20 protein-coding genes and 6 tRNA genes are annotated in these 21,973 nt (G+C 28.0%); 5 read left to right on the forward strand and 21 right to left on the reverse strand.

Translation table 11 applies throughout. From position 1 onward, the window contains the following. Positions 1-717 (forward strand): hypothetical protein, encoded by a 717-nt coding sequence (locus tag M2325_RS00225; RefSeq protein ID WP_209590038.1) that lies wholly within the window; start codon positions 1-3, stop codon positions 715-717. A gap of 74 nt (positions 718-791) precedes the next feature. Here M2325_RS00225 and M2325_RS00230 read toward each other — a convergent pair whose 3' ends face one another. The 9 genes from M2325_RS00230 to M2325_RS00270 all read right to left on the reverse strand — a co-directional run bounded on the left by M2325_RS00230 (position 792) and on the right by M2325_RS00270 (position 7,183). Further along, positions 792-1,268 (reverse strand): methanogenesis marker 9 domain-containing protein, encoded by a 477-nt coding sequence (locus tag M2325_RS00230; RefSeq protein WP_209590039.1) that lies wholly within the window; start codon positions 1,266-1,268, stop codon positions 792-794. Between the two features lie 140 nt (positions 1,269-1,408). Beyond that, on the reverse strand, positions 1,409-2,215 hold the full coding sequence (gene arfB, locus M2325_RS00235; protein ID WP_259050500.1) for a 2-amino-5-formylamino-6-ribosylaminopyrimidin-4(3H)-one 5'-monophosphate deformylase: 807 nt from the start codon (positions 2,213-2,215) through the stop codon (positions 1,409-1,411). 252 nt (positions 2,216-2,467) lie between these two features. Continuing rightward, positions 2,468-2,635 carry a nucleolar RNA-binding Nop10p family protein gene (locus M2325_RS00240; protein ID WP_209590041.1) on the reverse strand — a complete coding sequence of 56 codons (168 nt, stop codon included), beginning with the start codon at positions 2,633-2,635 and terminating at the stop codon, positions 2,468-2,470. A 41-nt stretch (positions 2,636-2,676) separates the two neighbouring features. Beyond that, positions 2,677-3,468, reverse strand: a complete 792-nt coding sequence (locus M2325_RS00245) for a translation initiation factor IF-2 subunit alpha (protein ID WP_209590042.1) — start codon at positions 3,466-3,468, stop codon at positions 2,677-2,679. A 319-nt stretch (positions 3,469-3,787) separates the two neighbouring features. Next, positions 3,788-3,973 carry a 30S ribosomal protein S27e gene (locus M2325_RS00250; RefSeq protein ID WP_013180703.1) on the reverse strand — a complete coding sequence of 62 codons (186 nt, stop codon included), beginning with the start codon at positions 3,971-3,973 and terminating at the stop codon, positions 3,788-3,790. A gap of 60 nt (positions 3,974-4,033) precedes the next feature. Then, on the reverse strand, positions 4,034-4,315 hold the full coding sequence (locus tag M2325_RS00255; protein WP_013180702.1) for a 50S ribosomal protein L44e: 282 nt from the start codon (positions 4,313-4,315) through the stop codon (positions 4,034-4,036). Next, on the reverse strand, positions 4,293-5,066 hold the full coding sequence (locus M2325_RS00260; protein ID WP_259050502.1) for a DNA replication complex GINS family protein: 774 nt from the start codon (positions 5,064-5,066) through the stop codon (positions 4,293-4,295). Before M2325_RS00260 ends, M2325_RS00255 begins: the two co-directional genes overlap by 23 nt. A 107-nt stretch (positions 5,067-5,173) precedes the next feature. After that, positions 5,174-5,986 carry a DNA polymerase sliding clamp gene (locus M2325_RS00265; protein WP_209590044.1) on the reverse strand — a complete coding sequence of 271 codons (813 nt, stop codon included), beginning with the start codon at positions 5,984-5,986 and terminating at the stop codon, positions 5,174-5,176. Between the two features lie 306 nt (positions 5,987-6,292). Further along, on the reverse strand, positions 6,293-7,183 hold the full coding sequence (locus M2325_RS00270) for a selenium metabolism-associated LysR family transcriptional regulator (RefSeq protein WP_209590045.1): 891 nt from the start codon (positions 7,181-7,183) through the stop codon (positions 6,293-6,295). A gap of 327 nt (positions 7,184-7,510) precedes the next feature. Between M2325_RS00270 and M2325_RS00275 the strand changes: the two genes are divergently transcribed. Beyond that, positions 7,511-8,551, forward strand: coding sequence for a hypothetical protein (locus M2325_RS00275; RefSeq protein WP_259050504.1), 1,041 nt, complete (start codon positions 7,511-7,513; stop codon positions 8,549-8,551). Between the two features lie 48 nt (positions 8,552-8,599). On the opposite strand, the gene M2325_RS00280 is transcribed toward M2325_RS00275, so the two are convergent. The 3 genes from M2325_RS00280 to M2325_RS00290 form a co-directional block, all read right to left on the reverse strand. Next, complete coding sequence (locus M2325_RS00280; RefSeq protein ID WP_245314067.1) at positions 8,600-9,670, reverse strand: methyltransferase domain-containing protein; 1,071 nt, start codon at positions 9,668-9,670, stop codon at positions 8,600-8,602. 4 nt (positions 9,671-9,674) lie between these two features. Then, complete coding sequence (locus M2325_RS00285) at positions 9,675-9,992, reverse strand: helix-turn-helix domain-containing protein (protein ID WP_209590791.1); 318 nt, start codon at positions 9,990-9,992, stop codon at positions 9,675-9,677. 606 nt (positions 9,993-10,598) lie between these two features. Further along, entirely contained in the window at positions 10,599-13,313 is a 2,715-nt protein-coding gene (locus M2325_RS00290; protein ID WP_259050507.1) for a hypothetical protein, read from the reverse strand. Between the two features lie 291 nt (positions 13,314-13,604). Here M2325_RS00290 and M2325_RS00295 point away from each other — a divergent pair, with 291 nt between their 5' ends. Next, complete coding sequence (locus M2325_RS00295; RefSeq protein ID WP_259050509.1) at positions 13,605-15,428, forward strand: hypothetical protein; 1,824 nt, start codon at positions 13,605-13,607, stop codon at positions 15,426-15,428. 118 nt (positions 15,429-15,546) lie between these two features. On the opposite strand, the gene M2325_RS00300 is transcribed toward M2325_RS00295, so the two are convergent. The 8 genes from M2325_RS00300 to M2325_RS00335 all read right to left on the reverse strand — a co-directional run bounded on the left by M2325_RS00300 (position 15,547) and on the right by M2325_RS00335 (position 19,597). Continuing rightward, entirely contained in the window at positions 15,547-16,770 is a 1,224-nt protein-coding gene (locus M2325_RS00300) for an NAD(P)-binding protein (RefSeq protein WP_209590049.1), read from the reverse strand. Between the two features lie 267 nt (positions 16,771-17,037). Beyond that, positions 17,038-18,084 carry a tungstate ABC transporter substrate-binding protein WtpA gene (gene wtpA / locus M2325_RS00305; protein WP_209590050.1) on the reverse strand — a complete coding sequence of 349 codons (1,047 nt, stop codon included), beginning with the start codon at positions 18,082-18,084 and terminating at the stop codon, positions 17,038-17,040. Positions 18,085-18,319: 235 nt separating this feature from the next. Beyond that, positions 18,320-18,898: a pyridoxal 5'-phosphate synthase glutaminase subunit PdxT gene (gene pdxT, locus M2325_RS00310; RefSeq protein WP_209590051.1), complete on the reverse strand. Its 579-nt coding sequence runs from the start codon at positions 18,896-18,898 to the stop codon at positions 18,320-18,322. Between the two features lie 202 nt (positions 18,899-19,100). Further along, positions 19,101-19,175: transfer RNA gene (locus M2325_RS00315), tRNA-His, on the reverse strand. 19 nt (positions 19,176-19,194) lie between these two features. Continuing rightward, positions 19,195-19,279: transfer RNA gene (locus M2325_RS00320), tRNA-Leu, on the reverse strand. Between the two features lie 19 nt (positions 19,280-19,298). Further along, a tRNA-Glu gene (locus tag M2325_RS00325) sits at positions 19,299-19,373 on the reverse strand. Between the two features lie 16 nt (positions 19,374-19,389). Then, positions 19,390-19,464, reverse strand: a tRNA-Ile gene (locus tag M2325_RS00330). Between the two features lie 56 nt (positions 19,465-19,520). Next, positions 19,521-19,597: transfer RNA gene (locus M2325_RS00335), tRNA-Asn, on the reverse strand. Between the two features lie 143 nt (positions 19,598-19,740). On the opposite strand from M2325_RS00335, the gene M2325_RS00340 reads away from it, so the two are divergent. Both M2325_RS00340 and M2325_RS00345 read left to right on the forward strand, forming a co-directional pair. Next, positions 19,741-19,814, forward strand: a tRNA-Phe gene (locus M2325_RS00340). A gap of 237 nt (positions 19,815-20,051) precedes the next feature. Further along, on the forward strand, positions 20,052-21,260 hold the full coding sequence (locus M2325_RS00345) for a bis-aminopropyl spermidine synthase family protein (RefSeq protein ID WP_209590052.1): 1,209 nt from the start codon (positions 20,052-20,054) through the stop codon (positions 21,258-21,260). A 200-nt stretch (positions 21,261-21,460) separates the two neighbouring features. Here the strand turns inward: M2325_RS00345 and M2325_RS00350 are convergent, their stop codons facing one another. After that, a complete protein-coding gene (locus M2325_RS00350) occupies positions 21,461-21,847 on the reverse strand; it encodes a 30S ribosomal protein S8e (protein ID WP_209590053.1) in 387 nt (128 codons plus the stop codon). Positions 21,848-21,973 lie beyond the last annotated feature (126 nt).

Consider the following 21,973-nt stretch of genomic DNA (forward strand, 5'->3'; position numbering starts at 1 on the left):
ATGGTAAACTACATATCTTCTATAAGCGTAGATATCTCTTCAAATGATGTAGGCACTAATCCGGAAGTTAATTCAAAGATAAATAGGGAATTAACAACTTTATTTAAAGATATGGGCGTAAAATCAACTATTACAAATATAACCGGCGATGATATAGTAATAACGTCGCAAGTCCCTGAAGGTCTTGTAAATGAAGTTAATCAATCAGTATTTAAATTATTACACAAATATGCAGAAAGTTATGACGATTTAAACGGAGTTTCAATTACTCCTGAGGATGCCGATGAGGGCGTTTCTTATGCAATTGCTAAAACCGAGTCACAATATGGGGATTCTATAATAATATCTTTTGATACGTATTGTGGCGAGAGCTTTGTAGATGAAGTAGCTTTATTTGTGGAAGAAATAGGTAAAAGGTATGGTTACGATTGCTCCTCAAGCGTTTCAAATACGCCTAAGGAAATTCATGGTATAGGTTATTCTGGTATTACTACTGACGACCCCGTAGTAATTATTACTTTAAAAGAGGTTAAAGACCTTAAAAAAATTGCAGGAATGATATATGGTGGATTACTTGCGTTTGACAATGTATACTATGTTAAAAAAGGTTCCGCAATAGAAATAATGCCTCCTGGAGTTATATACACGATGTCAGCATTTTTAAATGGAAATTCTATTGATTTATACGAAGGTATTAAAAAAAGAATTAATTTTTAATATATTAGCATTTAATATATTAGTAATAATTTTTTTATTAATATATTATTTTTTATATTCTGTATTTTATTATATTATTTGTTTTCACTAACTGCAACGATTTTTTGAGCTTCCTTATATGCTTCAACTAAATCGCCTGTTTCGAGTATAGCTTTTTCAGCAACTTCTTTTGGGATTCCTTTTTCAGCAAATTTTTCAATTGTAGCTTGAATAACTTTGGAATTTTTCAAAATTTCTTCAGAAAGCTTTTGTTTTAATTCCATGTACTCATCTTCGCCCATTCCTATTTTTAGCATTTCACTATCTCTAAATGGACAAGGTTTTGTTATTTTACAGCACCAAACTAAGCTACCAAAACAGGTGTTCTTACCTTCTCCGAGCCTTGTTTTTTTTCCAAAATCTTCTTTAATCTTTGAAAATTCGTCGGGGGTTATTCCAAGAACTTCGATTGCTTTATGCAATGGACAATATTTAACCGGAGGGCAACAAAATGCAAGACCCCTAAAATCTCCGCCTCTACAAATGTGCGAAGGAGAATTTTCCCATACCATACTATCACCAAATACTAATTAGACTATTTATCTTAGAATTATAATTTATTGCGATGTCTTATTATATATTAATTTACATTTGAAATTAGATTAAACTTTATTTTAAGCTTTATTATTATGTTTATCTAATTGTTATTTTACTATTCCTTTAAAAATTCTTTAATACAATAAATACTTTCTTTAATCATTTTATCGGTTAATTCTTTACCATAATTAGCATCTACGATTGCAGGTTTATTTTCAACCATTTCAGCTTCTTCATTAATATATTTATTATTTTGACGTGCCTCTACTAATCCAACCATTCCTATTTCTTCATAGTTCAAAGGGTTATGTTTATTCATTTTTTTCTCTTCATAGATTCCGATATACTTTCCAATCGATAATTCTTCACTATATGCGTGAATATATCCAAAGGACTTTACATCAATTTTTAATTTTTCAATATTTCCATAATCTTTAAAATTATGTTTTATTTTTTTAAGGTATTCTAAATCTACATCTACATCTGAATCCATATCTAATTCTTTACTGTAACTATTTTCAAGTCTTTTTTTGATATTATCCTTTAAAAAATCTATTTTTTTGGAAATGTCTGAATTACCGCCGTGGCAATTAATTATTAACAATTTATTTATTCCTATTTTTGAATATTTGATGATTATATCTTCCAATTCAGAAATTATATCTTCTAAGGAGTTATGTATGCCATGTTTAACATAATCATACTCTGTAGATGTACAAACGGTTCCTAAAAATTTTACACCCGTTTTCAATGCAACATTAAAAGCCACGTAAGACGCTATTTTAATATCTGTATCGATTGGCAATGCCGAACCATGATTTTCTAGATACGAACCCATTGCAATAACGCCTATTTCATGAACTTTTTTGTTTTCTTCAAGTAATTTTCCAGAATTTAATCTTAATTCAAATATATCACTCATTATATCACAAAATATTACAAAAGTTTAAAGTATATCATAAATTTAAAGTTATAACGATTTAAAATCAAAAGTTTCAATTTTTAATGTTCAATTGAATTTTTAATTATTTTGGTAGTTAACTTATTTAACATTAGTTATTTGATTTTATCAAAGCATCTGAACTAAGTTAAAAAATATATAATTCTAAAAAATAGGAAATTGGATTGTAATAAAATATTTGATTATTTTGTTAATTTTATTTTTATTACTTTATTATTCGTTTAAGTTGGCTCTATCTTTAAATTTTAAAGCTCTTCTATATGTTCCGTATTTATCCAATGGCGAATATCTAGGCGGTTTAACTGTTATTGCTTTACCACCGCACTTGCAGACATTTTGCATAGTATATTCTCCACATAGTGTGCATTTTTTTAATTGCATCATCTCACCTTTGTGAGTATATTACGTAATTATATACATAATTATTCTTCAATTCTTATAAAGTCGCCTTTTCCGTCAGCATATTTAACAATATCGTTCATAGCTTCATTAGCTACACTTCTTAAGACTTCTTCACCGCTTTTATAATCTGGCGCAATTACTTCGATTCTATATTTTGGAGCCCCAATGTAGGAAACGTCAACTTGAACATCTTCGTAAGGATTAGCTTTTATTGCTTTTTTAATTACTTTTTTAATTACTTTTATTCCATCTGGTTCTGTAGTTGAAAGTGATAACATACCATCTACTTTAACATTTGAGAGTTCGATGTTCTCTTTTGCAATCTTATATAATTCTTCTGTCCACTCTTTTGAGATATCCATATCTTCAAAAGCTTCTTCTCCTTCAATAACTAAGGATTCAAACGCAACATATAATTCTCCGAATTCTTCTTCAATTGTGTATCCTACTTCTTTCCAAGCATCTTCTAAAGATTTACCAAGTTTTTCTGATGCAAATTGTAATAATTTTTCAGCTCTTTGGAATCTTTTCCATTCTTGAACTTTTGCTCTTTTCTGCTGGTCTGTAACTCTTTTTAATGATAAATCAATCTGATTTTTATTAGGATTTACTCTTACAACCTTTGCAACGACTCTTTGTCCTTTTTTAATGTGATCTCTTATGTTTTTAATCCAACCTGATGAAACTTCAGAGATGTGTACCATACCCTCTTTTTTAGGGTATTCTAATAATTCAACAAATGCACCAAATGATTTAACGTCACTTACATTTCCTATTACAATATCGCCTTCTTCTGGAAAATTAGATTTCATGATATTACACCTTAAATTTTATAATATATTCTAAAAAAAGTTAAGCTACTTTTCTTTTTCTTTTTTCTTTTTCTTTTCTATTTTTAACTTATTATTTTATGATATGTATTTTCCGAAATAAATAAGTAATAATATAAATTTAACAATTGATTACAAATTACAAAATTAAAATTATACTATATCAATATAATATTAATGTATAATATATAAAGTTATACAATAATTTTCATAATAGAATAAATGATTATAAAACAATGTTAAATTTTAATGATTAAAAAAGAAGAGTTTTATGATTACAAATATTATACGAACGTATAATTTATTGTAATACTTCGAGTATTTTAGCTTTTATTGAACCTTTTGAAGCTTTAGGTTCTGCAATTGTTTTACCGCATGCTGTACATTTAACAACTGTTGATGGGCAACCAAATAAAACTTGTTGGTTGTTGCAATCTGTACATTGTACTTTTAAAAATCTGCTTTTTGGTCTTGGTATTAATTCCATGTTTCTCACCTTTATTTCACTATCTATTAAAAATTAAATGTAGAAATATGTTGAATTTACTTATTCAACTAATTCAAACATTCTAGCTCTGAATCCACCGTTGCTTCTTGTGTGCATTTTTCCACATTCTGCACATTTGTATCTTAAATCCAATTTTTTAATTGGTTTTGCTCCACCAGGTAATGGTCTTGGGTAACCCCCGTAACCTGCAGTTACTCTTCTGAATAACCTTTGACCTCTTCTCAATTCACTTGCTTTTCTCTTTTTAGCTCTTTCTACTGTATGAACGGTGTGTTTTTTACAGTATGGACAATATCTTTTAATTTTCTTTTTCATTTTCATAAATAGTCACCTGTTCCACTATTTTGTGTTTCTCTAAAATTTTTGAAAATCTCCCATCTAAAGAAATTAAATCATTTTTATTTAAACCATAAACACAATTTCCATCTGTAAAATATGGAAACTTGTGATTGACTCTTACAATATGAATATCTCTTTCAGTATTTATAACTTTTGGTATTTCATCATCTATATTTTTAAAAACATTATCTTGAAAATCAGAGTCTAAATTTGAAGAATAATCCTTTTTAAGTTCATTTTTTTCAAAATTTTCAGTTAATTTTTCTAAATTTTCTTTTAAATTTCTGGATAACTCGTTAGAACCATTTGATACACTATCATCTTGCAATGCGGTATTTTTGACCTTAATTTGCATACTTTTTGCACTATTTGGGTCATAATTTTTAACAGAAGCATCTATAATATTTTCAAAGTTGGTTAAAAAATCAGAGTTGTCACTACATAAAGTGGTATCTATAAGATTGTTAATAATCTTATAAATTTCCTTTTCATCTTCAATTAATAATTCAGGGTTTTCATTTAAAATAATAATTTTATATAATCTTACCTTTAATAACGAAGACGAATAGTATTTTACACGATTGATTTTTTTTACATCTAAATCGTTGATATTATCTTTTTTAGAAATGCTTTCCACATATTGTTTAATATCTGAATAAAGACTTTCTGATATTTTAAGCAATTTTGGAGATGCTATTTCATCAAAAAAAGCATTTTTAGCTTTATTATACATATTTTCACTTATTTTAGTTATTATTTATTACTAAATTCTTACTCATACTATTATTCCTAATTAGATACTAAAGTTTTAATTGAAGTATTTAATTAATATAACTTCAATTAAGATTCAATTCTTGGTGCAAGTAAAAATACTAATTTAGCGCCACCAATATTATATTCTACTTTAACAGGCATATCTTCGCCTAAGTATATGTCTAAAATATCTTCTGATGCAGTAGACTTTGTTATATCTTTTAAGTATGCAAGATTGAAAGTACTCTTTGAGTTTTCCAATACTTTATATTCAACCATTACATTGTTTATAACTTCTTCGCTTTCCACAGCTCCTTCATTCTCTTCTGAACTTACAACTTCTGTTTCCGATTTTGAAAGTGAGAATATTGTTTCGCTGTAGTTTAAATCTCCTTTTGAAGATATTACAAATTGATTATCACTTGAATTAACGCTTAAGATAATATGGTCGTTTACCAATTCTGAGTCCTTTAAAGCTTCTACAAATGCACCTGCTTTGATAGATACTTTGTTTGGGTACTCTATGTCTGGAACTTTTAAATTATTTGATGAAATGTCGTACAACGCCATTGAGAAGTTTCTTGTAACATTGTTTTTAAACGTAGTAAGCAATTTATTTTTTTCTTCATCATATTCCATAATTATTGTATCATTACTTTTAGACCTTGCCATTATCTTTTTTAAGGCCTCTAAGTCTATACCTAAATCGTGTATTCCACTAATGTACTCTGAAAATACGGTTTTAGGAATGTTTAAACTGACTAAAGCCACGTGTGAAGGGTCCATAGCACTTGCCTTAATTCCTTCTTCATCTACTTCGAAACATATTTCATCTACTAAGTTACTTGTAGCATTGATTATTTTTTTGAAGTCTTTTGCATCACAAACTGCTTTAAACATTTGCTCACCACTATTTTTTTAAATAATATCTCTAAAAATATTTAGAAGTTAGATTTAATTAATAAATTTAATATCAATTTAATATCAATTTAATTTTAAACATAATTAATTTTAAACATTTTTTATTATATTTTACTAACTATATGTAAATAACTATATGTATCTAATGTTTTGTTTTTAATTTAAATACTCTATTAAAAATATCAAATACATATTAAAAAAAATAAATAGCATAAATTAGAGTTATTGCATTTTTATTCTAATTTATAACGTGTATGATTAATTAATTTGACTATTTTATTTAATTTAATCTCCTTTTACAAAATCCCAGAATGATTTTATAGCACTAGGGTTTTTAGGTCTTTTACCTCTAACTAAGTACAAGTATCTTGTAAGGTCTAAGTCTTCTATTGGAACTATTTTTAAAAAGCCAGCTTCTGCTGATTTTTTCGCAGGAATTTCTGAAATAATACTTACTCCGTAACCTTCGGAAACAGCCGTGATAATAGATGACGTACTTCCTAAACTCATAACTGTATGTAAATCCATCATTGAATATCCTTTTTTATTCAATGCATCTATTAGTATTTCACGAGTTCCTGAACCAACTTCCCTATCGACGTAATCTTCTTTTAATACATCGGATAATTTTGCGATTGGTTTTTTAGCTAAGGAATGGTCATTAGGCACTACTAAAACTAACCTATCTTTTCCTATAACGATGTTATCGTAATTCTTATCATATATGTTTCCAACTGCGATAATATCAACGTTTCTTTCCTCGAGCAATTTGAAACATTTTTCTGAGTCTGTAATTTGAATTTCAAAGTTAACGTCTTTGTATTCTTTTTTATACTCTTTTATAATACTTGGTATTAAGTATTCACCTGGTGTGGTACTTGCAGCAATCCTAATAATACCTTCAGGGTTTTCATGTAACATTTTCATTTGCTGTTTTGAGTTATTAATGAATTCTAAAACTTTTTCCGCATTTTCTAATAATATAGTTCCTTCAACGGTTAAATCAACCCCTTCGGGAGTTCTTAAAAATAATTGCGCATCAAAAAACTTTTCAAGCACGGATATATGATTACTAACGGTACCTTGCGTAACGCCTAATCTTTTAGCGGCTTTTGAGAAGCTTTTAGTTTTTGCAGCATGTAGAAAAGTTTGAAAGTAACTTATTTTTGGGTCCATAATATCACTATCGCTATTCGCCATCATTATTATTTTAATTAAATGATTTTAATATGTCTTTTAGTATAATTTGAATTTTCATAATTGTTTAAATATATATTATATTATAATATTCTATATGCTAATTAATTCAATATTCAAGATATTATATTAAACTAATAATACATATTAAAAAAACTAATATATATAATTAATCTAAATATACGTCCTACCAAATAAATAAGTTAATACCTTGAACGTTAATATTGTATTTATTAATCATATTTGTAATAGCTTTTGGAATAATGTATCATTTATTAAAGATTTAAATTAGTTGAGGAGATTTTAATGATAGTATTACCATATAGAAAACCGTGCATGGAGGCACTGGTTTTAAAAGAAGGGAATGAACAAGAAACTTCGTTAGTTATTAATTCAATTCTTAAAAATAATTATCATATACATTATTTGCCATCGGGAGATGCTTCTATATACATGGCGTGTAATATCTTAAATTTTTATAATTCTAAAAATTCAAACCTTGAAAATTGTGTGAATGCTATAATACCGGATATGGGGGCGTGGAATGGTTTTAAAAATTATTCTGAACTATTGGGTTTTGATATAATTAGTTTGAAAACTGAAGACGGCGTAATAAATCCAAAGTATTTAAAAACATTTTTTGAAAACCTGGTTTATGGGCAAAGTAATGAATCAATTCCAAAAGATATATTGAATGTTTTATTCATTACCTCATCTGCAGGGTACTTACAAAGTCAAAAAATAAAAGAAATAGCCGAATTATGCAAAGAATATAATGTTATACTCTTTGAAGATATTTCTGGAAAAGTTGGTGGTAATTGTGGTTATGGCGATTTAATAGTATGTTCTACAGGCTCTCCAAAGATTATAAACTGCGAGTACGGGGGTTTTTTCGGTCTTTCAAGTGATTTCATGAAATTAATAGACGACGCAGAACACTCAAAAGAGATAAAAAATAATGCTAAAAAAATATTAAAGACTTATAAAATTCCAAATATCTATGGTTCAATAATGTACGAAGCATTAAATGCAAAAGAAACATATCAAAAATATGTGGAATATTGTATGTATATAAAGGGAAAGATAAATCATTCTGAATTTTTAAACGAAGAGGGTATTTCATTATTTATTAATTCAAAAAATCCAAATAAATTTTCAAAACAGATAAATGAACATATTAAATTATCAAATGGTAAATCACTAGTTACAAAATGTCCGAATAAAAATAGGATACTAAAAGACGGAGTCGTTTTAGAAATAAAAAAATTAGATTTAAATCATATCTCTATAAGAGATTTAGATGAAATATGTAATATCATTAATGAAATTTCAAAACAGCTACATTAAATGATAGCTAAATGATTAAGAAAATGAATATCAAAATAAAAAAATAATTTAATTAATTTTTTCAATTAATAATCCGCAATTTCCCAAGAATTTATATTTGAATCCATAACCTAATAATTCCAAGGTATCTATAATTTCAGACCTTGATAAATACCCTATAAAGTATTTATTTAAGCTTTGGTAGAATTCAAATAATTCTATGCTAACATTTGCTGAATCTTTAAAGAATTCTTCAATTATTATTAATTTTCCATTCTTTTTTAATGAATCCATCATTTTTCTCAAGAATAATCTTGGAGATTTTGCATAACTAAGTGTATGTGTACAAATTACGCTGTCGTATTTAGTTTTAGGTATGGTTTCGCTAAAATCTAATGTTTTTAATTTTGCACATTCGATTCCATTTCGTTCTAATCTACTTTCTGCCATTTTAATTAGCTTTTTAGATATATCTACACCCATGTATTGACCATTTGGTGCTACTTTTGAGCTAAAGTATAATGGAGAGCGAGAACCACAACCTACATCTAAGATATAATCTCCTTTTTTGATATCTAATACTTCAAAAGCTGCAGTTCTTGTTATATCCATAAATTCAGTATTTAATAACATATCCCATATATCTGCATCTTTTTTAAAGTTTAATAGTATCTCAGGATGATTATAACCTATTAAAGCATATTGAAATAGACTTGTTCTGAAGTCGTATTGTGCAATATAATCATCCATTAAATCTTGGTATTTTGGGTGAATAGATGAATACTTAAATTCATTATTTAATTCTAAGGTATTATCATCGTAATTCTCTCTGATAAGCCCTAAACTAACTGCGGTATTTACATATTTCAATATAAAATCTTTATTTGGATATTCTAGCATGGAAAGCAAATTTTCTTTTGTAGGCATATGTAAGTCTATTATTTTGTATATTCCGAATTTTAAACCTTGCCTAAAAAATGTGCCCAATAATTCATTATTTAGATATTCTACTGCATAATCCATGCATCTAAAATTCTTCATGTATTCTTCTTCCTCTATTATTGAAATATCGTTATAGTACCCAACTTCTGTATTCATCTTACCATCTTCTAAATCGCTTGTATAATCAAATCTATCCATGATTTCACCATTTATCAGAAGAATCATAATCTTTTAAATATTCTACAACAGTCTTTCCATATTCCGTCATTTGATATATTTTCATACCTTCTCTTCCATCGCAAGATACTAAACCTAATTCAATAAGCGAAGAACTGCCATTGTACCGATTTCCCATACCTTTTAAGCAACCTAATACGTTACTCGGATCTGATTTAACTCTTCGAGATAATTCAGATAAGTAAGTCCCGTGCGGATGAACATCATATAGGAAATACACTATTCTTTTTCGAAGTTTACTCTTGTTTAAAGACCTAATAATTGTAGGATTTATAAACATCATGTCATGAGAACCCACTTATGACACCTCGGAGGATTGTCTAAAACCCTTTTAAAGGGACATATATACTTATAAACTATTACTAAATTGTTACTAATTTGACAACATTATCTATAAAAATTTAAACATTATTCAATGTTGAAACAATATCTATACTAAATATTTACAAAGGGTCGTATTACTAAATAAACTAATATATAGTTGTATTGTTTATTATATATAAATATAACCTACTTAAAAGAACTAAATATTAGATTTATTAATGGGCAATATTTATAACATATATCGAAAGTAATATATAGTATAAATGTTGACCAGCAATCATTTATATAGTATTAATATAAAATTATTTTAAAATGTCTATTTTTTAAATAGTAAGACTTAAGACCATATTTAATAATTTAATAACATTTAATGGTTATAAAATATAATTATCCTTTATTTACTGGATAAAAAGCATAATAAATCTATATATGCAGTTAGTTTTTATCACGTTTACTTATTTAGTAATAATTAATATTAAAAAAATTAAAATATGTATTATTGAAATTGTAAAAAAATCTAAAAAAATTAAATCAAAGTTAAAAATAAATTAATTACGGGGGCTATTTAGTTTATAAGTCCCCCAATAATAGGTATCGATTTTATTGCTCCAGTAATTGAATTGAATATATTGGAAACCATATCATCAGAACTATTGTCTTGATTTTCTTCGACGTCAGACGTAGTTTTTACATCTGTGTTTGTATTTTGATTTTCCATATTGTCTCGATTGGTGCTATCTTTGGTTTCTTCATTATTATTTTGAATTTCATATCTATTGTTTATAGTAGAAGTTTCTTCTTTCTCTTCCACTATCGAATTTTTCCCATTTTCATATTTTATTTTAATGGATTTTTTCAATGTTACGGGTTTTAAAACACCATTTACACTAACAAAATCTGGTATTTTCGTATTTATTTCAATTTTATATTCATTTCCGTCTTTTAATTTTTCATTGAATTTTAAAGTAATTGGCTTTACTTCCATAGAATGAAGATATATATTTTTAGGTATTGTATCGTGTATTTTTTCGTCATCTTTGTATATACTTATCCAGTATTCAAAGTTAAGGTCGACTGGGTATATGATTACTAACCCCGAAGATAGTTTTAATGATAATCCTTCCTCATGGGCTTCAAAGTCATATATGTTTATTGGTGCTAATACTGTGGTTGATTCCACCGTATTACTTTTTATTCTACTTAATACGTCTATATTTGAAAATCTACCTATTTTAGCATTCATTTGAGGATATATATTTGAAGTCGAACCTACAAAGTAGCAATATTCAAAGTCTTTAAATTCATCATGTGGCTTTATTCTTAATAATGTATATCCGCTAAATCCTTCCTCATAATTTATTTTAAAGTTGAAAGTTTCATAATCTATAGTCGAATAGCCAGGCTTTAATTCTGTATTTATTATATCGCTTTGTGCTCTTAATTTTCCGTTTAAATCATATGTTTCTATTTGCATTGTACAATCTACAGGAACAGATAGTTTATTTCTCAAAGTTATAAATAGTTCGTTTTCAAATCCTGCAACTGGTTGAGGTACAAATAAACCTCCGTTATTACCTATGACAGTAGCCCTAGGCAATACTGTATTATTATAGTTCATATCGCCAAATTGGAATATATTAAACACATTAAAGTGCAATTTTAATTCATGGTCATCTTCAGTTATTCTTTCGGGAATTATTACTTTTGCAGAGATATCTCCGTTTATTTCCCTGTTGAATTTGACATTTACCGTATATGTTTTCGTTTCATGAGCAGATAGTTCAAATTTGATTTCTTCTTCGCTGTAGTTAACTGCACCTTCTATAAATTCATCAGAAAGTTCCAAAGTACCGCTAATTGTTTTATTATACATATTTTTAACAGTAAGCTTTAAAGGATATGTTTTACCAACTAATATATTACCAGAATGGTTGGATATTCTTTGAACATCTTTATCATACGGGAATTCCACGTCTGTAATAGTAATTGGAGGTACTTCGATGTATTCTTCGTCAGCATCTTCTTCTAAATTATTTATGTAGTACCCGGACAATGTTTTTAGCTCAGTACTAATGTCGATTTTATTTTTATCAGGTAAAAGATTTAAAAGTATATATTTTGTACTATACTCCGATTCTTCAAATTTGCATAATTCATTATATTGAATATTTTCATTTTCATCTTTAATTTTAATTCGTGCTTCTAAATCTTCGTCATAATAATTAGTATAGTTTAATTTTATAATTACGGGATATTTTTCATTTTTTAAATATGCCCTAGGTATTAATTCTGAATTTCCATATCTATCCTTATTTAAGTAATCTAAAATTTCTTCGTCCTGTATTTTATATTTATTATAATAATCCCTTAATAAATTATCATAGCTGTCGTTTATTTTAGTTAAAACTTCAAAATCATTTAATATAATAGGAAATGAGAATGATTTTTTAGTTTCTTTAAGGTCGTAAGTTATATAATTACCTACTTTTTTCTTAATAGTTTCCTGTTCGTTAGTGGTATAACTGTGTAAACCCATTGTTTGAGTATGAACCTGTATTTTAAATTGTTCATCTTCGGATTCTATTCTGGGAACTCTAAAACTCACTTCTTTTTCTGAATTTAATGACATATATATAGTTTTTTTATCATTAACTCCATTGTAGTATACATCTTCATTATCCTCTTCCTCGGATTCACTTGAATCCTCATCATAATCTGTGGATACAGCACTTATCCAAGTTACAACCTCATAATCAGATTGAGCATAAGGATTGCTTTTTAAAGTGATAGTAAACCAATTTCCTGTACAATATTCCAGTGTTTTTTTATTTTCTTCTGTGTAGCTACCACTACAGTTGATATATTTTACATCCATTGGACTTCTTACATCAACGGTTATGGACTTAGAGCCTATATTTTCGCCATCATCATTGATTAAATCAATATCTACTTTGTTATCCCCTATTTCCGTAAATTGGGGTTTAAGTTCTATAATTTTTTCAATATGTTTGTTTGGCGATAGCGGGATGTATGGCGATTCCCAGGTGATATCGTCCCATTCAGCTACTACTTTTACATTTTGTTGGTACTCATCGTAATTTACCAAACTTAAATAGATTATGGGGGAGCTTGTATCTATCATTGGACCCCCTTCCATAGGATTTTGACCCTGATTCCATATCTTGGTAATTTTTACGCCCTCTTCGTCCTTACAGAGTCCGGGGGTAATTGTGAGTAGTAGTAAAAAAAGAGTTAAAATTGTTTTAAATTTTATCTTCATAATATCCCATTTTTAACTTTTAAATGTTTTAAGTCTATAATCCGTTATTTAATATTTTTTTGTGTAAGTGTTTATGTATATAGTTTTAAAATTTAGAAATCCTATTTATTTATTGAAAAGCTATAAAAATTTAAAAAACAATATAGTATATTATATACAATTTAAACATTCTGTAAATTTTTTAAATTAGCCATGGGCGATAAATAGTTAATTAAATACATATTAGATTATTGTTATTAAATTTATTAATACTAAAACGTTAGTTAGTACAAACTAAGTTTAGGTGGGCAAATGACCGTAGGCATTAAAAATAATTCAAAAAAATGTTATAAAGTGCATAATAAAGCTTTAATGTTATCTTTTGTAATTATTACACTCCTTTTTGGATTAATGGGCTCTGTAAGTTCAGAAATGGCATATAAATGGGTTAGTGAAGAACCTATTAAGTTTATCGCACTTTCAAATGTTAAATCGACTTATGAGCTGGAAAAATATTTGAATTCTGATGATTTAGTGATATTTTATTTGGATAAAAATTTTAAAGTGAATAATGAAGGAGAAAGTTTTTTGAAAAAACTTGGTATTTACTCTAGAATTGATTATACTAAATATATAGGGAGGTCAAGGGAGGAAAATCCGTACTATATCTTTAAAATAGATAACGAAGAGTATTTTGCATTAGATACTTTTGATAGAGATAAATTATACTTTCAAGAATATGTAGAATTATCTCCAAAAAAGATATTTTTACCAAAGGAACCAGATTTTACCAGTAAAAGCTTCATGGATTTCTTAGGAAATTTTGTATCTAGTAATGGGGCTAAATTTGCTTATTTAAATAAAGTTCCAAATGGATACAATGAGAGTTTGATTTGGGGGGTGGCAGTACAAAACATCATGCCAGATAGCACTGGTGATGGCGTTATTCAGATTTCAGGATACAATATGATTGTAGATGTAATTGATTCGGATTTAATATTGAAAAAATTAAAATTAATAGACGATTATTCAAAAGAAATTAAATCAAATTACACTTATATATCCACAGGTGCTGAAAATCTAAATGTTTTGGACGTAAATACAAAAGAACCAATTTCCAAATATCGTGAATTTTACATCATAGAAGATTTTTTAAGACAAGAAACTAGAAATGATAATTTGTATTCTAGATATGGCGATGGAAACGGCTACAATACTAAATATCTTAAAAATAAGGATTTAATGGCTTTTAGCTTTTATCCGATGGTATATTTAGATAAAAGCCCAGATTCTATTAGAAATGACCCAATAGGTAGTTACTACCCTACAAGTTATGATTATCAATACTTATCAAATGGAGATTACTGGATGAACTCAAGAGCTTCGGAAACAGGTTATTTCCAGTATGATAATGACGAAATCCTTGAAGATGTTGGATATTCCAAAATAAAACGACAAACTTGGACGTTAGGTGATGAACAACTTTCTTTAAGGGAAGAAAACGAACTTAAAAATAAATATGACGCATTTAATTATTGGTACTGTAAAAATTACGGATATTTAACTACAAATGGCGTAAATGCAATTATATTGCCTTCTTCAGATGAAAATTTAACTGATATGATATTTGATAATACAGATAATGAAGATATAATATGGAAATCTACTCTGGCTAACTCCAATAATGGGATTTCATACATTGTAGTGCCAGGTGAAAATAATTATTATATTAAAAACAACGTATCGATATTACAAGTTCCAAATTTCTTAAATACTCAAAATTCGATTTCTTATATAAAAAGTTACTATAAACAACCAGAAAATGAAGAATTCGGCGTTTATGTAACGGATACAATTTACTTTAATAAAACTGTATTGAAAAATTTAGATTCAAATAGGGTATGGATTTGCTCTTTCGAGGAGTTTTCAAATTGGAATAAGGATTATACTAGAACTAATATGGGTTTAAATAATGGAAATATTGTATTAACTACAAATATGAACCAAAAACCTAAAATTACCTACTATGAAAATAATATTGAGTATACTGATTCTCCAAAATACGAAAATGGAAAGTATTATTTAAAATTTGGCAGTATTTCAAAATATGGGGACAATACAATAGTAGGACCTTAATATATATTGAGAATCGTATTTTTTATAATAGGATAATTTTTCTATTTTTTTATTTTATTTTATTTTATTTTTGGCCAATAATTCAAAATATATTAAAAAGTATATTAAAAAAAATATATTATAATTTATTAATGTGATTTAAAACTTCAATAACACTTAATGACACGCCTTCTACTTCAATACCACCTTTTCCTTTTACCCCGTCACCAACTAAGTATAATTTATCATTAACAACTGGTTTTAAATCTGTCCCATTGGAGGCATGGTTAACTGGGCACTCATCACGATATGTTTGTATTGCAAGTATCTTATAATCTTCTTTTTTATGTCCGGTAAATTCTTCAGAAAATAAGTTATCAATATCTTCCAAAACTAAATCTATTTCATCGTTTATGTTATTTTTTATCTGAGTAGCATGTGCCATTATTAAATTATGCCCTTCTTTAGCTAATGATTTATCTACATTCGACGGTTGATTAAATCCATTCAATCGTTCTGCTTCGGTAGTAAATACTACACCATTATGAGTTATTAACTTATTTCTAGAACCAATACTAACTTTGATACCTTTAGATGGTATTGGCATTTTATTTTTATTAATAAAGTTTAAATTACTAATTTTTTGGGTTATGATTGGTGAAGCATTGCTTATTATTATATCAAATTCATTTTCGTCATTTATTGTACATTTTTCTTGGTAATTTTCAGGAATGTATACTTTATCAACAATGTAATTTTTATGGATTATTCCTCCATTTTGTAAGATAACTTGCTCTAAAGCATCAATTATGCCTTTACAGCCACCTAATGGGATACCGGGACCTCCAAATTTATGGTAGTATTTGCTTATTGCCATAACTTCGTCCATTGGAGTTTCGTATGACGATAAGCTTAAAGCCCAGCCTGAAAATGAATTACCTACTTTTTCAGCTATTGATATCCCTTCTAAAAAGGTACCAAATGAAATGTCTTTATCGACAGTACCTAATTTTAAATCTGCTAACATTTTTAAAGCTTTTAATTTATCCTTAAAGCTTACAAGTTTTTTCAGCTCTTCAAAACCATAATTTGTATTATTAATCCTAAAAAGTCCATCGGGATTTGAATTGATTATTTTTGCACCGCAGTTTGACTCTTGAACCAACTGTCCGAAAAAACCATTTGCACCATGAGGTATCATGTGCAGGGCGCCTGTTGTTAATTGATAGCCTTTATAGTCTAAATTTGTAAATCTACCTCCAATATATGGAAGTTTCTCGTAAATTGTTACATCATGTTTTTTTGATAATATTGCTGCACTAAATAAACCCCCTAATCCAGCTCCAATAATCCCTATTTTCATAATAGCACCTTATAATCATCTAATACTTTTAAAATTTTCAAATATTTTGTAAAAATTATTATTATAATTATTGTATGGTGTATTCTTTATATATAGATTATACATTCTGAAGTAAATAATCTTAAAATAAGGATTTTTATAAAAATAAACTATTAATTCAACAATTGCTTAAAAAGATAATTCAACATGTTTTATTAGATTTTTAAATATTTAACATATCACTAAAATAAATAAAAAAAGAAAAATAAATATTATTTAATTATTTAATTATGCAGCCATTTCAACTAAACCGTCGTATTCCGCTGGAACATTTCCGTTTCCAATTGCTGGTTTAATAACAGGTTGTCCTGCATTTTCAAATATTTGTGGGTTTTCGAGAACGAATTTAACAAATGCTACACCTGCAGCTTTATTTTCTGCATTTGTAGGTACTGTAACACCGTATACGATTGGTGCAGCAGCAATTGTTTTGTTTTGACTTTCAATTAAGATACTTGCTCTAGCGTAGTTTTCAGCTTGGTCGTAAGCACCTAGGTTGATTTCGTCAGGTAATTCAACATATTCTAAATTGTGTTGGTTTGCAACACTCTTGTATATGAATAAGTAGTCGTAAGCACCTGATTCAAGAGGGCCTAATAAATCTACTTCTTTACTTCTCATGAAGATTTTGTCGGTATTAACTGTTATTTCAGCAGGGCTTTTAACTACAAAGCTACCGTCTTTTTCTTCAACGTTGAAGTTTGAATTTTTCTTAATTAAATTTTCGTATATTGTATTGTCATTGTATGTTTTTTCAGCTAATTTAATAACCATTTGGGTTCTGTAACCACATGGATCATCGTTAGCACTTGAGAAACCGTATTTAACTCCATCTTTTTGGAATATTTCATACCAGTTGTCAGAAGTTATTTCATTGGTAAATTTACTTTTGTTAGTGTATGCTATAACAATTTCATTTTTAGCTATCATTAAGTACCAGTCTGCGTAATCAGGATACATCATTTTAGGTATTAATGAATAGTCTGCTGAACCTAACACATCAGCTTTTTTATTTAATTCTACAATATTTCTAACACATGCAACACTGCCTGCTGATTCTCTTTGAACATCTGTATCGGGGTATTTTTCTTCAAAAGCTTTTTCATATTCTTCAAAAGGAACTGCTAAACTTCCTGCGTGGAATATTTTAACAACGCCTTCTATTTTTTCAGAATCTGTACTGTCAGCAGGTGTTTGCTGGTCCGTACAGCCACTAAAAGCTAATACAAGAAAAATCCCTAAGATTGAAGTTAATAAAAGGGACTTTTTATTCAAGTTATCACCATATATAATATAGTATTTAATAGAATTTTAGTTTGATATAATATGTAATAAATAATACATCTATATGGTTAATATATAAATATTACGATATTATTTTGGTGTAATATATGTTAATAAACATTTTAATATCTCGATAAAAATGTAATAAATACGATACTTATTTGAAAAAAAATGTTTAAAAAATAATAAAAATAAAAAATTAGAATAAATTAAAATTAAAAATATTTTATTTCAAAAACTTATCAAAGAAATATTTGTAAACAATAATTCCATTTTCTGATAATTCAGGGTGGAATGAAATTGCCATACAGTTATTTTGGATAATTCCTACAATTCTATTTTCATTTTTAGAAATTACGGATATCTCGTCACTCATTAATTCTTTTACAAGGGGGGCTCTTATAAATACGGCATGAACCACATTTCCATCTAGTTCTATCTCTTTTTCAAAACTTTCAACCTGACCGCCATAAGCATTTCTATCGATTGAAACATCCATTAATTTTAAAAGAGGTTGGTCAATGCCTGTTTCTTTGGATAAAAGAACCATCCCTGCACAAGTCCCTAATATTGGAATATTTTTTTTAAGATTAAGTTCTCTTATTTTATCGATGAATCCATATTTATCCATTATTTTACCCATTGTGGTACTTTCACCACCGGGGATTATTAAAGCATCAATACCCTCTAGCTCTGAAATAGTTCTCACTCTTATAGCTTCATAACCCAATTTTAAAATTGAATCAATATGTTCTTCTACATCGCCTTGTATTCCTAAAATTCCTATTTTTTTAGTTGTAGTCATAATTTAACCTTTATTTTGCTTAATTTAATTATAATCTTTACAATAATATGTTTATTTTATAAATATTCATAATTAATAATACTATAAAAAAATATGCAGGAATAGATTTTATAAAATTTTATAATATATTACTATATTAAAATACATAAATATATTTATCTAATAACAAAGAATAATATAAAACAGGTTAAATTTCAAAAAATGGGGCCGAGACCGAGAATTGAACCCGGGTCGAGGGATCCACAGTCCCTCAGGATAGCCACTACCCTACCTCGGCCACATAACATATCCAATAATGCAGGGGCAGGGATTTGAACCCTGGAACCACTACTGGACAGGATTCTAAGTCCTGCGTCTTTGGCCAGGCTTGACAACCCCTGCACACGATATAAAAATAAAGTGCTCCAGCCGGGATTTGAACCCGAGTCGCGGGCTCGAAAGGCCCGCATGATTGGCCGGACTACACCACTGGAGCAATTTTAATAAACAAGTGGGCCCGATGGGATTTGAACCCATGACCACTCGGTTATGAGCCGAGCACTCTAACCAGCCTGAGCTACGGGCCCATAATGTAATGTCCGTTACTAATGCACTTAAAATGAGTTAATAATTTTTAGAAAAATGGCGCCTCCTGCAGGGCTCGAACCTGCGACCTACGGATTAACAGTCCGTCGCTACTACCTACTGAGCTAAGGAGGCTCTTTACTATTCTTTGCTACACATCTTGTCAGCACAATAACAATACACGTTATAATATATAAAGGTTTCTATCACTCCATCAGCGAAACATTTATATACTATAAAACCTATCCTTATTACGTGACTTAATGAAATAGAATATTGCCAAGGTAGTTCAGCCTGGGAGAACGCTGGACTGAAGATCCAGTTGTCGGGTGTTCGAATCACCCCCTTGGCATGTTTTTTATTTTAGGCAAATTAATTCATAAATTTAAATATATTGTTTAACTTTTTTTCTATGGAATATAATTTTAAATACTTAATACTTTAAAATATAGTATCGATTATAATTTATTTTAAATCACATTAATCTAGTAAATCTCACAATTTATATTTAATGTAAATTATTTTGTTTATTTATAAATTTTTTAAATATATAAATTTATATAAATTTATATCTTATAGGAGTGAAATTTTGAATGTAATAGGAAAAATGGGTAAAAGAAATACTCAAAAGGCTAAAAAAAATACGAAAGAAAATGATGATGATTCAGCATCTAATAAAGAATTTAAAATACTAATAAGAAGAATAGTTCAAAAAACGAAAATAGCTGAAGGAGAATTGGCAATTTATGATATATTAAGATGTATATACCGTAATCAACCAATATCTACAAAGAAAATAGGGCAATATACTAAATTACCACTTCCAATAGTTTCAAAAGTTAGAACGATGTTGGAAGGGGATAAAATATTAAAAAGAGACGATAAGGGAGCCCATTACACAAAAGAAGGTTTTATTTTTGTTGAAAAAAACTTAGGTTTATCTTTAAAGCACGACTTAAAATGTCCGATGTGTAAGGGTAAAACTGTAGTCTTTGACGACAAGTTTGAAAAGATATACAAAAGACATAAAGAAATAGCTAAAGAAAGACCTTCTGTAAATACATTAATTGACCAATCATTTGCTACACCCGAAACTGCTACGTATAGAGCTACCATAATGGCAGATAGGGGTGATTTAGAAGGTAAGAGAGTTTTATTTGTTGGTGACGATGATTTAACATCTATTCCTGTGGCTATGAGTGGTTTATGTAAGGAAATTGTGGTTGCAGATATTGACGAAAGATTATTAGATATGATAAAATACTTCTCAAAGCAGAATAAACTTAATATAAAGACTATAAAACACGACTTCAGAAATGGTTTACCTAAACACTTAGTTGATAAGTTCGACGTAGTATTTACCGACCCTCCATATACCTTGGAAGGTGTAAAATTGTTTATGAATCGAGGTATTGAAGCTTTAGGTTCAGATGGCGTTTTATATTTGGCGGTTTCTCATAAGCCTATTGATGAACATATACAACTACAAAAAAACATACTAGCTATGAACTTTTTAATAGCTGAAATGTTACCTGGTTTTAATTTTTATGAAGGTACTGAAATCATAGGAAATACAACATTCTTAGCAAGACTAGTTGGTAAAAACCTTGTAAAATTGGAAGAAAAAAGTGATAAGATATATACTGGACAGGTAAAACCTGTTTTAAGGTATTATAAATGTCAAAAATGTGGAAAAATTTATGAAATCGGAGGTAAAATTAAAAGAATAGAAGATTTAACCTGTGATTGCAAGGGTAATAAATTCTACATGATTAAAAGAAGTAAATTAAAAGATTAATTATATTTCTTATTTATTTTTATTGGCTTATTATTTTATTTTTTACAATTTTTTAATTTTTAATTTTTAATTTTTAGTTTTCTATAAAAATATAGTAGATAGTATCCTAAATAAATAATCGAATAAAGGAAATATATGTTATTATAAATAAAATAAGTTTAAAACGAGAAAAAAAGAAAATTTTTTTTTGAATAATTAAATTATTCTTTGATTAAAATAGCATTTACAATACCATCTTGACCAGGTCTTGAGGTAACTTTAGCTTTACCCATTTCGGTTTCAACGATAGCTCCTTTTGTAACCACGTTTCTTCTGATGTAGTGTTTGTTTGCTACGTTATCAATTACGTTTGTAATTGTAACTTTTTTACATACTTTTGATTCTTGGTCGAAAACGTTAGCGTAGTTTGTTCTTTCTAATTTAACTTTTTTGCTTCCGCCTCTTCCTCTTAATATTTTAATTTTAACTGAATCGGTTAAGTGGGTTTCTACAGGTGAGTTACCCATTTCTCTTTTATGTTTTTTAACAATTCTTCTTAATTTTGCACCAGTAGATTTTCTACCGCTTCTTCCTTGCCATACTGCCATAATTACACCTTATTATTTATTATTTTTAAATTTATTTTTAGTTTATTTTTAATTTTTTAATTTTTTAAGTTTTAATTATTTTAATTATTTTAATCGTTTTTTGTTATTTATTACGTTAATCATCCC

This window comes from Methanococcus voltae PS, from assembly GCF_024807035.1.
Taxonomy (GTDB): Archaea; AGJL01; Methanococci; order Methanococcales; family Methanococcaceae; genus Methanococcus; species Methanococcus voltae.